This is a genomic window from Bradyrhizobium sp. STM 3809 (assembly GCF_000239795.1).
In the GTDB taxonomy this organism is placed as follows: domain Bacteria; phylum Pseudomonadota; class Alphaproteobacteria; order Rhizobiales; family Xanthobacteraceae; genus Bradyrhizobium.
Map to the genome: position 1 here is coordinate 1 of NZ_CAFJ01000161.1, position 11,982 is coordinate 11,982.

17 protein-coding genes are annotated in these 11,982 nt (G+C 66.2%); 6 read left to right on the forward strand and 11 right to left on the reverse strand.

All coding sequences use genetic code 11. The features are described 5' to 3' along the window. Positions 1-105 precede the first annotated feature (105 nt). A complete protein-coding gene (locus BRAS3809_RS08305; RefSeq protein WP_240535625.1) occupies positions 106-498 on the forward strand; it encodes a hypothetical protein in 393 nt (130 codons plus the stop codon). A 159-nt stretch (positions 499-657) separates the two neighbouring features. Then, the gene (gene pqqA, locus BRAS3809_RS08310; RefSeq protein WP_009031067.1) at positions 658-738 is read left to right on the forward strand and encodes a pyrroloquinoline quinone precursor peptide PqqA; all 81 of its coding nucleotides are present in this window, start codon (positions 658-660) and stop codon (positions 736-738) included. Positions 739-864: 126 nt separating this feature from the next. Here the strand turns inward: pqqA and BRAS3809_RS08315 are convergent, their stop codons facing one another. After that, positions 865-1,173, reverse strand: a complete 309-nt coding sequence (locus tag BRAS3809_RS08315) for an EthD family reductase (RefSeq protein ID WP_008961640.1) — start codon at positions 1,171-1,173, stop codon at positions 865-867. Between the two features lie 216 nt (positions 1,174-1,389). Between BRAS3809_RS08315 and BRAS3809_RS08320 the strand changes: the two genes are divergently transcribed. Then, positions 1,390-1,602, forward strand: coding sequence for a hypothetical protein (locus tag BRAS3809_RS08320; protein WP_006609620.1), 213 nt, complete (start codon positions 1,390-1,392; stop codon positions 1,600-1,602). Between the two features lie 26 nt (positions 1,603-1,628). On the opposite strand, the gene BRAS3809_RS08325 is transcribed toward BRAS3809_RS08320, so the two are convergent. From BRAS3809_RS08325 to BRAS3809_RS08340, 4 genes are read right to left on the reverse strand one after another with little or no spacing between them, the layout of a single operon-like run. Next, positions 1,629-1,976 (reverse strand): hypothetical protein, encoded by a 348-nt coding sequence (locus BRAS3809_RS08325; RefSeq protein WP_008961641.1) that lies wholly within the window; start codon positions 1,974-1,976, stop codon positions 1,629-1,631. A gap of 35 nt (positions 1,977-2,011) precedes the next feature. Then, positions 2,012-2,722 (reverse strand): ABC transporter ATP-binding protein, encoded by a 711-nt coding sequence (locus BRAS3809_RS08330; RefSeq protein ID WP_008961642.1) that lies wholly within the window; start codon positions 2,720-2,722, stop codon positions 2,012-2,014. Beyond that, positions 2,712-3,449 carry an ABC transporter permease gene (locus tag BRAS3809_RS08335; RefSeq protein WP_008961643.1) on the reverse strand — a complete coding sequence of 246 codons (738 nt, stop codon included), beginning with the start codon at positions 3,447-3,449 and terminating at the stop codon, positions 2,712-2,714. Before BRAS3809_RS08335 ends, BRAS3809_RS08330 begins: the two co-directional genes overlap by 11 nt. Then, positions 3,449-4,429: an ABC transporter substrate-binding protein gene (locus BRAS3809_RS08340; protein WP_008961644.1), complete on the reverse strand. Its 981-nt coding sequence runs from the start codon at positions 4,427-4,429 to the stop codon at positions 3,449-3,451. Before BRAS3809_RS08340 ends, BRAS3809_RS08335 begins: the two co-directional genes overlap by 1 nt. Before the next feature lie 86 nt (positions 4,430-4,515). Between BRAS3809_RS08340 and BRAS3809_RS08345 the strand changes: the two genes are divergently transcribed. Then, complete coding sequence (locus tag BRAS3809_RS08345; RefSeq protein ID WP_008961645.1) at positions 4,516-4,875, forward strand: hypothetical protein; 360 nt, start codon at positions 4,516-4,518, stop codon at positions 4,873-4,875. A gap of 23 nt (positions 4,876-4,898) precedes the next feature. On the opposite strand, the gene BRAS3809_RS08350 is transcribed toward BRAS3809_RS08345, so the two are convergent. Continuing rightward, positions 4,899-5,720 carry a quinoprotein dehydrogenase-associated SoxYZ-like carrier gene (locus tag BRAS3809_RS08350; RefSeq protein ID WP_008961646.1) on the reverse strand — a complete coding sequence of 274 codons (822 nt, stop codon included), beginning with the start codon at positions 5,718-5,720 and terminating at the stop codon, positions 4,899-4,901. Positions 5,721-5,776: 56 nt separating this feature from the next. Next, the gene (locus BRAS3809_RS08355) at positions 5,777-6,700 is read right to left on the reverse strand and encodes a quinoprotein relay system zinc metallohydrolase 2 (protein WP_008961647.1); all 924 of its coding nucleotides are present in this window, start codon (positions 6,698-6,700) and stop codon (positions 5,777-5,779) included. A 161-nt stretch (positions 6,701-6,861) separates the two neighbouring features. On the opposite strand from BRAS3809_RS08355, the gene BRAS3809_RS08360 reads away from it, so the two are divergent. Both BRAS3809_RS08360 and BRAS3809_RS08365 read left to right on the forward strand, forming a co-directional pair. After that, on the forward strand, positions 6,862-7,737 hold the full coding sequence (locus tag BRAS3809_RS08360) for a substrate-binding domain-containing protein (protein ID WP_008961648.1): 876 nt from the start codon (positions 6,862-6,864) through the stop codon (positions 7,735-7,737). Further along, positions 7,734-8,294, forward strand: a complete 561-nt coding sequence (locus BRAS3809_RS08365) for a PQQ-dependent catabolism-associated CXXCW motif protein (protein ID WP_008961649.1) — start codon at positions 7,734-7,736, stop codon at positions 8,292-8,294. The genes BRAS3809_RS08360 and BRAS3809_RS08365 overlap by 4 nt, the downstream gene beginning before the upstream one ends. A gap of 191 nt (positions 8,295-8,485) precedes the next feature. On the opposite strand, the gene BRAS3809_RS08370 is transcribed toward BRAS3809_RS08365, so the two are convergent. From BRAS3809_RS08370 to BRAS3809_RS08385, 4 genes are read right to left on the reverse strand one after another with little or no spacing between them, the layout of a single operon-like run. Continuing rightward, the gene (locus BRAS3809_RS08370; protein ID WP_008961650.1) at positions 8,486-9,097 is read right to left on the reverse strand and encodes a hypothetical protein; all 612 of its coding nucleotides are present in this window, start codon (positions 9,095-9,097) and stop codon (positions 8,486-8,488) included. After that, positions 9,094-9,948, reverse strand: a complete 855-nt coding sequence (locus BRAS3809_RS08375) for a lanthanide ABC transporter permease protein PedC (protein WP_008961651.1) — start codon at positions 9,946-9,948, stop codon at positions 9,094-9,096. The genes BRAS3809_RS08370 and BRAS3809_RS08375 overlap by 4 nt, the downstream gene beginning before the upstream one ends. After that, positions 9,945-10,772, reverse strand: a complete 828-nt coding sequence (locus BRAS3809_RS08380; RefSeq protein ID WP_085963465.1) for a lanthanide ABC transporter ATP-binding protein PedB/LutE — start codon at positions 10,770-10,772, stop codon at positions 9,945-9,947. Before BRAS3809_RS08380 ends, BRAS3809_RS08375 begins: the two co-directional genes overlap by 4 nt. Next, positions 10,769-11,836 carry a YVTN family beta-propeller repeat protein gene (locus BRAS3809_RS08385; RefSeq protein WP_008961653.1) on the reverse strand — a complete coding sequence of 356 codons (1,068 nt, stop codon included), beginning with the start codon at positions 11,834-11,836 and terminating at the stop codon, positions 10,769-10,771. The genes BRAS3809_RS08380 and BRAS3809_RS08385 overlap by 4 nt, the downstream gene beginning before the upstream one ends. Positions 11,837-11,982: the final 146 nt, after the last annotated feature.

Below are 11,982 nucleotides of genomic sequence, written 5' to 3' on the forward strand. Positions count from 1 at the left end.
AGGTCGAAACAATCGGAGTGGCACAATCGCACCTGATTTTTGCTGCTATGCGGCATGAAGATTGCTTCAGTGCAGCATGCCGGGCTAACATTGAGGAGTAGGCGGATGAGACGAACCATCCTTTGGCTCGGCATGCTGTGTTGCCTTTGGGTGAGTGCGAATGCGCGTGATCTGGGTCAATGGGGAGCGGTCGATCCGGCGTTGCGCCAATGGTACGAGGCGCTGATGCAGCCCGACGTGCCGACCGCGTCGTGCTGCGGCGAGGCCGATGCCTATTTTGCCGACGAGGTCCATGTCCGCGACGGCAAGACCTATGCGACCATCACCGACGATCGCCCGGACGAGCCGCGCGGGCGGCCGCACATCGATGTCGGGACGGAGATCGAAGTTCCTGATCATAAGCTGAAGTGGGACAAGGGAAATCCGACCGGCCACGGCGTTATCTTCCTGAGCCGCAACCGCTATGTGTTCTGCTACGTTCAGCCGGGCGGGGCGTGAGCGGCGGCTCGCAAAGCCTGTCATGATTGAGGCGGAACGTTGGCTTCGGACAATCGCTCTGGAGCCGACGTGGCTTGCGTTCGATCGGGCGTGGCCCTAGCTTCGATGTCGGCGCGCGTGACGCGCCAGTCAATGATAGTCAGAACTTGGGAGCTTGAGATGGCCTGGAAGACACCGAAGATCGTCGAAGTGCCGGTGGGCATGGAAATCAACATGTACGCTTGCGCCGCCCGCAAGTAAGCCGGAGCGATCTGCCAAGTCTCGCGAACGATCCGTTCGCCGAAGACTTGGCAGATCCATTGTCGTCAGGCCGGCGCCTGGATCGCGCGGTGTCGGTCAGAGATCCTGGCGTCAGACACCCAGGTATCAGACATTCTGGGTGTCGAAGATGTAGAGGTCGACGCCGCCGTCTGCGAAGTTCGGCAGATCTCCCGCCGCCGCCTTGCCCTCCGCCGAGCCCATGCCGGCCTGCAGGGCCTGCATCGAATCGAACACCAGCGTCGCAACGAGATGAATGTTGGTCGGGCCCGCCGGTCCATTCACCGGTCCGCGGCTGATGTCATAGGATTTCAGGCCCGGGATCTTCTTCGCCAGCGGCACGTGGACGTTCATATAGTGCTTGTCGAACGCCTCGGCGCTCTTGGGGGTTTTATAGAGAACGAGAACCTTCGGCATCTGCTTCCTCCGCATTGGTCTTTTTGAGGTCGATCGACCGGTACGCATTGCAGCCGATCTGTCGGCCCGGATCAAGCGCCCGGACCGCGCCAGCTCATTGCTGGTCGCCCGCTGCCGGGGTTCCACCGCAGAAAAAGTCGTGCAGGCAGAAACCGATGCAGCCGGACGTCGTAGTTTGAGATAATATGCTTCAGGCTTCGCCGAGGATACCGAGCCATGAGCCCCATCGATCTCGTCATTACTGTCTGTGCGGTGCTGTCCCCCACCACCTGCGAGGAGCAGCATCTCGTATTCGCCGACGGCGGCGCCTCGCTGCAGCAATGCGCGATGAAGGCGCCGCCCTACATCGCGCAATGGATCGGCGAGCACCCGAAATGGACCGCGGTCCGCTGGCGCTGCGAGTATCCGCACAGCAACGACAAGGCCTGAAGCCGTCGGCCCAGACTGCTCGATGTCTACTTCGTGCAGTCCTTGAGATCCTTGTCGGCCACCGAGATCACCGCGTCGGCCTTGATATCGAGGTCGCGGACGATGCACTGCCGATCGCCGGCGTAGCTCACCTTGGCATCATAGCGCCCCGGCTCGACGCCGTTGAGCTTCAGCCGCTCGTCGTGATCGAGCTCCTTGTCCTTGTCGTTCAGCGTCTGATTCGGACCCCAGCTGTTCTGGCCGGCGGGCGACAGCTGGAAGCCGGTCATGGTCGCGCTGGTTAGATTCCACAGCCGGATGCCCTTGCCCTGCGCCAACGCGGCGATCGGCACGATTGACAGGATGATCGCGGTCACGGCGCGTACGGATCTCATGGCGTTTCCCTGGGTTCTGGTGTCCTTTCTCCTGACTATGACATGGAAAAATCCCGCCGCGCCAGATCGGCCTTGAGCGCGGCTACGGTCGCGTCGCTGCGCTGCGCGCGCGGCACGCTGATCGGCACGGCGTGCAGCAGGCGGGCCGGGCGTGACGACAGCAGGAAGATGCGGTCGCCGAGCCGCACCGCATCGTCCATGCTGTGCGTGACCAGCAGCGTGATCATCGGCCGCGACGCCACGAGCGTCGCGATCTCCTCGCGCAGCTTGGCGGCGAGGGCGTCGTCGAGCGAGGCCAGCGGCTCGTCCAGAATCAGGAAATCCGGCTCGACCGCGAACGCCCGCGCTAGCGCGACGCGGCGGGCGAGGCCGAGCGACAGCTCGCCGGGAAAGTGGTTGCGGTGCCCCTCGAGCTCGAGCACGCCGAAGATCGCGGTCAGCCGCTCCTCAGTGACCTCAGGCGCCGCCAGTCGGACATTGTCCTCCACCGAGCGCCAGGGCAGCAATCGCGGCTCCTGGAACACCATCGCCAGCCGCGCACCGGCCGGCTGGGAGACGCGCCCGTCGTAGTCGGCATCCAGGCCGGCGAGGATTCGCATCATCGTGCTCTTGCCGCAGCCGGAAGGACCCACGACGACGCCGAGCTCGCCGCGTTCGAGGGTGAACGCAATGCCCGAAATCACCTGCTGGCGCTTGCCGTTGGCGCTGGTGTAGCTCTTCGATTGGATATCGACCTCAAGCCGCACGGAGCCGCCACCTGGATGCGCGCTGCTCGAACGGCTGCACGAGGAGAGCTTCGATCACCAGCACGACGGCGGCGAAGCTGAGGGAATAGGCGAGCAGCAGCGGGATGTCGAACAGCTGGAAGGCGACGCCGATCTCGAAGCCGATGCCGTTGGGCCGTCCGAGCAGCTCGGCGACCAGCACGATCTTCCACACCAGCGACAGGCCGGAGCGCGCGGCGGCCGCGATATAGGGCGCGAGCTGCGGCAGCAGGACGTGGCGGAGGATGCGGCCGCGCGGGAAGGCGAACACCTGGGCCATTTCGTCGAGCGACGGATCGAGCGCGCGCGCGCCCTCGCGCAAGGTGACGACGGCGGTCGGCAGCTTGTTGATCGCGATCGCGGCGATAGCGGCGACCTCGGTGAGGCCGGCCCAGATATAGGCCAGCACGATCACCACCAGCGCCGGCAGGTTGAGGAGCAGGATCAGCCAGGGATCGCCGAGCCGGTTGGCGATGCGGCTGCGGCCCATCCAGAAGCCGAGCGCCGATCCGATCGCCATCGACAGCGTGAAGGCCAACGCGACGCGGGCGAGCGTGGCGCCGAGATGCAGAAACAGCGCGCCGGACTTGGCTTCCGCAATCGCCACCGCCAGCACGGCCGACGGCGGCGGCAGCTTGGCGCTGCCGGCGATGGTCGCGGCCACCCACCAGGTCGCCAGCAGAAGCGCGAAGGACAACAGCCGCAGCACTAGTCCCTCGCATCCGCCCTGTAATAGGTGCCGGGGCTGAGCTCGGCGGCGGGGCCGACCAGGTCGCGTCCGCCGATCGAGGCGAGCACGCCGTAGAGGATGCGCGCGTCGGCCTCCTCTTCGGCCGCCGAGCGGCGCGGAATGCCCTCGCGATAGCGGTCGCGATAGGCGCGCAACGTCGCCTCGTCCGGCGCGCCGGTCAGCGGCGCGATCGTCTGCCACTCGGCATCCGACGTGGCCAGGATCTCCTTCGCCTTGGCCGTGACCGACAGGAAGCGTGCGACGAGATCGCGATGCTTGGCGGCCCAGTCCTCGTCGAACACGTAGCCGATCATCGCGGTGCGGCCCTTGGCGCCGAAGGCGGGCAGGATGTCCTCGATGCCGGCGAGCCGGCGAAAACCCTTGGCCTCCAGCGCCGCGCAGAAATTCCAGTAGTTCAGGCCCGCATCCATCTCGCCATCGGCCAGCTTGGCGGCGAGCAGCGGCGGCGCGCCATAGGTGATGGTCGCCTGCGACTTCAGCTCGACGCCGTCGCGCTTGAGCGCGGCCTGCAGCAGCAGCCAGCTCTTGTCGAGCGGGCCGCCGGCCACCGCGAGCTTGCGTCCCTTGAGATCGGCGAGCGTCTTGAGCGGCGAGCTCGCCGGCACCATCACGGCGCCGAGCGCGCTGGAATAGGGAGAGAAGGTCAGCCTGGCGCCGAGCGCGCGCTCGCGCGACACCCACAGCCAGTCCGACACCATGATGTCGGCATTCCCTGCGCGCAGCGCGATCTTGCCGGCCTCGGGGCTCGCGAGCTCGACGGCGTCGATCGCGATGTCGGCCTGCTTGTCGAGTTGATGGGCGCGGACGACGGCCAATTCCCAGGCGAAGGTGCCGGTCTTCTGCACCGCAACCTTGACCGTCTCGGCGGCGCGCGACGTCGAGAGCGGCAGCAGCGCGCATGCGATGACAGCAATGAACAAACGACCGAGCTGGGTCATGGGCGCGTCTGCGTTTCCTCGAAATGTGTTCTTTTCAGCCTCAGTCCCTTAGCATAGCCTGGATGGCGATGCTGCGGAGGACTGTCATGCGTTGCGCTGTTCCGGTAGGACCGATTGTCGCCACCTTCTTTGCCGTGACCGCGCTGGCCGGGCCGGGCCGGGCCGAGGACCTCAACGACTATCCGACCTCGGCGCGGGCCGAATACGTATTCGGCTGCATGAAGGCCAATGGCGAGTCGCGCGAGTCGATCACGCAGTGCTCCTGCTCGATCGACGTGATCGCCTCGATCATTCCCTACGAACGTTACGTCACGGCCGAGACCGTGCTCAGCATGTCGCAGGTGAAGAGCAACCTCGGCACCCAGTTCCGCACCTCCGAGCAGGCCGCCAACGCACTCAACGATCTGCGCCGCGCCCAGGCCGAAGCCGAGGTGAGATGCTTCTGACGCCTCGCGGCCCGGTCTCGTCATCAGGTGCCTGAACCCTCGGCCGGCCATTCGTGCTCGAACACGTGGCCCTGCGTATCCCGCGCCTCGGCGCGGAAATGCTTGGCGCCGTTCGACACGTAGGTGAAGCGGATATTGGGATCCTCCGAGATTGAGATGCCGCCTTCGACCGACAGCACCAGGCTGCCGTCCTGGGACAGCGTCAGCTGGTCGACGAAGAAGGCGGGGATGTAGAGCTGTGTCACCTGGTCCATCTGCAGCCCGGAATTGTTGGGATGCCCGACCATCACCTGCGCCTCGCGGATGCCGCTGCTGGCGCCATCGCCTCCTTGCGTGAATTGCCGATAGCGCATCTGGCCGATGCGAGCCTTGGCCTCGTCCGGATTCTTCGCCGCCGGCGCCGAGCAGCCGCCGGACGCCTTCACGAAGGTCTTGACCACGTAAAGCTGGCCGTCGGTCAACTCGGCCACCGCATGCACGTCGGTGTAGTTGTTGACGCGGACGCGCGTCGAGATCGCCGTCACGTTGGCGTCGGCACCGAGCGTGAACTTGGCGGCCATCGGCGCCGGGTTCTGGTCGATCACCAGCGTGATCGTCTTGATGCGGCGCTCGTCCGCGGGCGAGAGCTTGCTGCGCAAGGTGACCGGCACCACCGATGCATCCTCGGCGCGCGCCGGCATCTCGATCGACAGCACATTGCCGCCATCCTGCATCGGCTTGTTCTGGAAGATGTCCTGCACCAGTCCCGGCCACGGATCATAGCCGTCAGCGGCCTTCGCAGGTGCGAATGCAAGCGCGAGGCAGACGCCGAGAAGCAATGTGGACGGCAGGCGGAGCCGGGTCATGGCGCAGTCCTCCAAACGCGTTCTGGTTTGCTGGCGATCATAGCGCGTCCCCACCCTCATTCCCATTCCAATTCGGAGAAGGCTGCCGTGGCGTTGCGCGCATTGTAGTCGTCGAACAGCTCCCATTTACCACGTTCAGATTGGGCCGCTCCCGCCGCTTCCGAGATCGGCTTGCCCGCCTTGATCAGCCCGCTGATGTCATGAGCGAGCGTATCGAGGTAGCGGCGCTCGTCGCTCAGCGCCAGCGGCCATGGGCTGACCGGCCCGTGGCCCGGGACCACGCGATCGGCCCCGATCGCAGCGAGACCGCCGAGGTCGCCGATCCAGCCGCGCAAGCTGCCGTCCATCACGGGGATGTGACGCAGGAAGACGAGATCGCCGGCAAACAAGGTTCGGCTGCGATCGTCGGATACGGTCAGGTCGCAGTCGCTATGTGCCGTGCTCCAGGCCTTCAGCGTGAGCGAACGGCCGCCGAGGTCGAGCGACATCCGGTCCTCGACCAGGATCGACGGCGCGATCAGGCGGACTTCGTCGATCAGCTCCGGGCCCATCAGCCGCCGGAATGCCTCGATGTAATGCGGTCCGCGCACGGCCAGCGCCCGGGGCAGGTTCTTGGCGCCGACGAAGCTGGTTCCGTCGGCCTGGAACGCGGCGTTGCCGAACACATGATCGGGATGAGCATGGGTGTTGATGACGTAGCGGATCGGCTTGTCGGTGCGGGCTCGGATCGCCGCGAGCAGCGCACGGCCTTCGCGGACGCTGCCGCCGGTGTCGACGACCGCAACCGCATCGTCGCCGATGATGAAGCCGACATTGGCGATGGCGCCGTCATTGCCGGCGGTCATCAGCGCGGTTTGCCCGATGTAAACGAACACGCCGGGCGCGATCTCGCTGACCTCGAGCGTTTCCGGCGCGGCATGCACCACTCCGCCAAGCGTGAGCGCCCAGACCATGATGAGGATGATCAACCGGCTGACCATCGGTTCGCCTTGCTCGCGTGGGACGTGTGGATCTCATCGACGACGCTGCGGCGCAGCATCCGGTCACCTCTTCGCGATGACGGCAGCTGTTGCGCGCGCGAGGCCGGCGGCCTAGCATTTTCCAAAAGACCTCGATGCGCTCGATAGGGATGGAAATGAGAATGACGAAGCGTTGGACTCTTGTCGGCTCGCTGGCCGTCGCCGCGGGCCTCACTCTGCTCGGACCCGCCACCTCCTACGCGCAAAGCAATGACGGCCTGGATCTGTCGATCGAGCTGGTCGATCCGAAGGTGCTGCGCGTCTGCGCCGATCCACGCAATCTTCCGTTCTCCAATGAGAAGGGCGAGGGCTTCGAGAACAAGCTCGCGGATTTCCTGGCCGCCAAGCTGCAGAAGAAGGTCGACTACACGTTCTTTCCGCAGGCCACCGGCTTCGTGCGCATGACGCTCGGCTCGCATCGCTGCGACGTCATCATGGGATTCCCGCAAGGCGACGATCTGGTGCAGAGCACCAGTCCCTACTACCGGACGGCCTACGCGATCGTCACCAAGCCCGACTCCGATCTCGCCGACGTCACCACGCTGGAGGACGCCAAGCTCAAGGGCAAGCATATCGGCATCGTGGCCGGCACGCCGCCGGCCACCAACATGGCGTTGGCCGGGCTGATGACCACAGCCAAGCCCTATCCGCTGATGATCGACACCCGCGTGGACTCGTCGGCCGAGGCGATGATCAACGACCTGAAGTCGGGCGAGATCGATGCCGGCGTGCTGTGGGGTCCGATGGCCGGCTACTACGCCAAGCAGGCGAGCCCGCAATTGCATGTGACGCCGCTGGTGAAAGAGACCTCGGGACCGAAGCTGATCTATCGCATCGCCATGGGCGTGCGCGGGGCGGACCAGAACTGGCGGCGGCAGCTCAACAAGCTGATCCAGGAGAACCAAAGCGAGATCAACAAGATCCTGCTCGATTTCGGCGTGCCGCTGCTGGACGAGAGCAATCATCTGATCACCGCCGAGGCTGCGACGAAGCCATGATCGGCCGGCTCACCGCTGCGGCATTGGCAGGCCTGCTGCTGATCGCCGTGGCGGTGCGGGCCGATGATCTCGTGCCGGAGCCGGACAGCTACCGGACGGAGACCTACCGCGCGCCCGTGCCGACGACGCTGAGAGGCGCTCGCGTGCTGTCGACGCGGGAGACCGAGGCGATCTGGCGCGACAAGTCCGCCGCCTTCATCGACGTCCTGCCGCGGCCGCCGAAGCCGAAGAACCTGCCGGCCGGCACGGTGTGGCGCGAGCAGCCGCGTCTGGATATTCCGGGCAGCATCTGGCTGCCCGACACCGGCTACGGCGTGCTGGCTGCCGCCACCGAGGACTATCTGAAGCGCGGCCTGGCGCAGGCGTCGGGCGGCGACCTGGGCCGTCAGCTCGTGTTCTACTGCCTCGAAGACTGCTGGATGTCGTGGAACGCCGCGAAGCGCGCGCTGACCTACGGCTACCGCAACGTCGCCTGGTATCCCGACGGCACCGACGGCTGGGCCCGCGCCGACCTGCCGCTGCAGCAGACCCAGCCCGAGCCGCGGCCGGAGGAGTGAGCGTTGTCGCTCGTACTCACGAGCGCGGCTGCGTATTGTCGTGCTCGTCATGCGCGGGCTTGACCCGCGCATCCACGTGTCACCGCGTGGAAAGACGTGGATGGCCGGGTCAAGCCCGGCCATGACGCCGTGGAGGCGGCGGTGCGCTCGCTCGACATGGGGACCTGGTCTGGCGAGCGGCATCCGCGGAGCTACTCCATGTCCTGCTGGATCTCTCGGGCGAGGGCGAACAGGCGCTGGTCGATGGCGGTCGGGACCTCGCAGACGAACTTCATCACGCGGCGGCGGTCCTCGAAGATGCGGGTCTCCCAGTTCAACTGATTGCTCAGCTCGCCGATCTTGGCCTCGTCGCGCGTGTCGCCGCTCTGCATCTCCTGCAGCTTGATGGTATCGCCGCGCACCTTCTCGACGGCATCGCGCTGCTTGCGCATGACCCGTTCGAGGCCGTTCATCACCGAGCTGCGCTGGGCGTTGAGCGTGTCGAACAGGCCGGCGAACAGCAGCTTGCCCTTGCGCGTCTTCTCCTCGGCCGTGCCGGTGAGGAAATCGGCGACGTCCTTCTGCGCCTGCTCCAGCGGAATGCGGCGCGCTGCGAGCTTGGCCACGAGCTCCGAAATCTTCGCATCGTCCTTCCAGCTCGCGCCGACATCGTCGATCGGCGGTCCCGCCCAGACGGCGGCGATCGAGATTTCCGGCACCTTCGCCTGCGGGCAGGGCCAGTCGGGATAACGCGGATCGGCGGCGTTTGCCGCGGCAGCCGATGCGGCCAGAGCGATGCCCAGCAGGACCGATCTCGACTTCATGCCTCGCCTCCAGGACCGCGCCTGACAAATCCCCGCGACGGATCGTAGGCCAGGATCGCGCCGATCATGAACACGGCGGTGCAGCCGCCGACCACCGCCAGCGACACCCAGTTCAGCTTGCCGTAGAGCGCAAAGCGAATGAGCTCGACTGCGTGGGTGAAGGGGTTGGCTTCGCACAGATAGGCCAACCATGGGCTGCCTTCCTCGACGCGCCAGAGCGGATAAAGCGCCGAGGAGGCGAAGAACATCGGGAAGATCACGAAGTTCATGACGCCGGCGAAATTCTCCAGCTGCTTGATGCCGGAGGAGATCAGCATGCCCAAGGCGCCGAGCATCAGGCCGGACAGGATCAGCGCCGGCAGCACCGTGAGATAGCCCATCGGCGGCGGCGTGATGTCCCAGAACCAGGCGATGACCAGGAACGCATAGACCTGCAGCACCGAGACGGCGGTGCCGGCGAGCAGCTTGCAGAACAGGAGATAGCCGCGCGGCAGCGGGCTCACCAGCAGGGTGCGCATGTTGCCCATCTCGCGGTCGTAGACCATCGACAGCGACGACTGCATGCCGTTGAACAGCTGGATCATCGCCATCAGGCCGGGTGCGATATAGACCTCGTAGAGGATGTAGGTCTCGTAGGGCGGGATGATCGAGATGCCCAGCACCTGGCGGAAGCCGGCGGCGAAGATGAACAGCCACACCAGCGGTCGCACCAGCGCCGAGACGAAGCGCTCGCGCTGATGCAGGAAGCGCAGGCCCTCGCGCCAGACGATGCCGATCAGGCAGGTGATGTACTCGCCGGCCGAAAAGCCGCTGCGGGCCGGGGCGGGGGTGTGGACGGTCGTCACGGTCATGTGTCGGCACTCCGCGCCGGACCTGCACTGGCCGGGCTCGCCTGGGTGGTCAGCCGCGCGAATGCGGCGTTGACGTCGGAGGCGCCGGCCTCGGCGATCACCTGCGGCACCGGCCCGCGCGCCAGCACGCGGCCCTGATGCAGCACCACGAGGTCGTCGGTCGCGGCGATCTCGTCGAACAGATGGGTCGCCCAGAGCACGCCGATGCCCTGCTCGCTGACGAGCTGGCGGACATGGCCGACGATGTCGGCGCGCGCCTTGACGTCGAGGCCGACGGTGGCCTCGTCCAGCAGCAAGAGGCGCGGCCGGTGCAGCAGGGCGCGGGCGATCTCCAGCCGGCGCATCTGTCCGCCGGAGAGGTCGCGCACCTTGTTGCCGGCGCGGTCGGCCAGCCCAATGCGCGCCAGCAGCTCCTCGCTGCGGGCGCGGGCCTCGCGGCGCGAGATGCCGTGCAGCGCGGCGTGATAGAGCAGGTTCTGCCGCAGCGACAGATCGAGATCGACCGTGCGCGGCTGGAAGACGACGCCGAGCAGCCTGAGCGCCTCGCCCGGCGTGCGGCCGATGTCATGGCCGAAAATGTCGATCTTGCCCGATTGAACCGCGAACAGGCGGGTGATCAGCGAGAACAGCGTGCTCTTGCCGGCGCCGTTGAGGCCGAGCAGGGCGGTGAAGCTCGCTGGCCGCACGGCGAAGCTGACGTCGTTGAGCGCCTTGCGGGCGCCGTAGGAATGGCTGACGCCGGCAACCGAGAGCGCCGGCACCTGGCCGGCTGCGGGCTGCGGTGCCGCGCCTTGATCGAGAGCGGGTGCGTTCTGCGTGCTCATGGCTGTGCAATCGTGATGCCCCAGGGCAGCTCGCCGACCTGGATGGTCTTGATCACCTTCTGCGCGGCGACGTCGATCACCGAAACGTCGTTGGAGACGCCGTTGGTCACGAGCAGATATTTCTCGTCCGGCGTGAACTCCATGTGCCAGACGCGCTGGCCGACCAGGAGATACTTTTTCACCTCGTGGGTGGTGCCGTCGACGATGGCGACGCGGGTGGCCGGGCCGAGCGCGACGAAGCCGGTCTTGCCGTCCTTGGTCAGGGCAATGCCGACGGGCTGGATCGCCTCGCTGCGCAGGCCGGGCACGGCGAACTTGATCTTGCCGGTGACCTCGCGCTTGGCCGGATCGATGATCGATACGGTGCCGCCGATCTCGGCGGAGACCCACAGCTCCGAGCCGTCGGTCTTGAACTCGGCATAGCGCGGCCGCGCATCGACCAGCACGTTGGCCACGATCTTGCGCGTGGCCGTGTCGATGAAATGCGCCATGTTGGTGGTCTCGGAGGTGCAGATCAGGATCTTGCCGTCCGGGCTGAGCATCATCCCCTCGGGCTCGACGCCGACCTGGACGTCGCCGATGCGGACGCGCTTCTCGAGGTCGAGCACCGTGACGGTGTTGTCGTTCTCGTTGGCGACGTAGAGCGTCTTGCCCTGGGCGTCCTGCGTGAACAGCTCGGGATCGGGACCGGAGGGCAGGGTGTCGACGATCTCCATCTTCTTCGCGTCGATCAGCTGGATCGTATCGTCGTCGCCGACCGCCACCATCACGAACTTGCCGTCCCGCGTAAACGCGATGCCGCGCGGCCGCTGGCCGACCTTGATGGTTTTCGTCACGGTCCAGGTGTCGGTGTCGATGACGGAGACGGTGTTGCCCTTTTCGTTGGAGACGAACGCGACGTAGGCGGACGCGGGGGAGATGGTGGTCAGCGAGAGGGCCGCGGCAAGGAGCGACGCGGCGACGCTGAGGTACTTGCGAGGTCGTGGCCGTCCTTCGAGACGCCCGCCTCCGGCGGGCTCCTCAGGACGAGGGCTGAATGCGGAGCGATATCGAAAACTCTCCATGGGGAGGACAGCCCGGTGATGACCCTCATGGTGAGGAGCGCCGCAGGCGCGTCTCGAACCATGAGGCCCCCGCGAGGCCTCGCCCTTCGAGACGCCCGCCTTTGGCGGGCTCCTCAGGGTGAGGGGAGACGCTGGGCCGTAAAGCT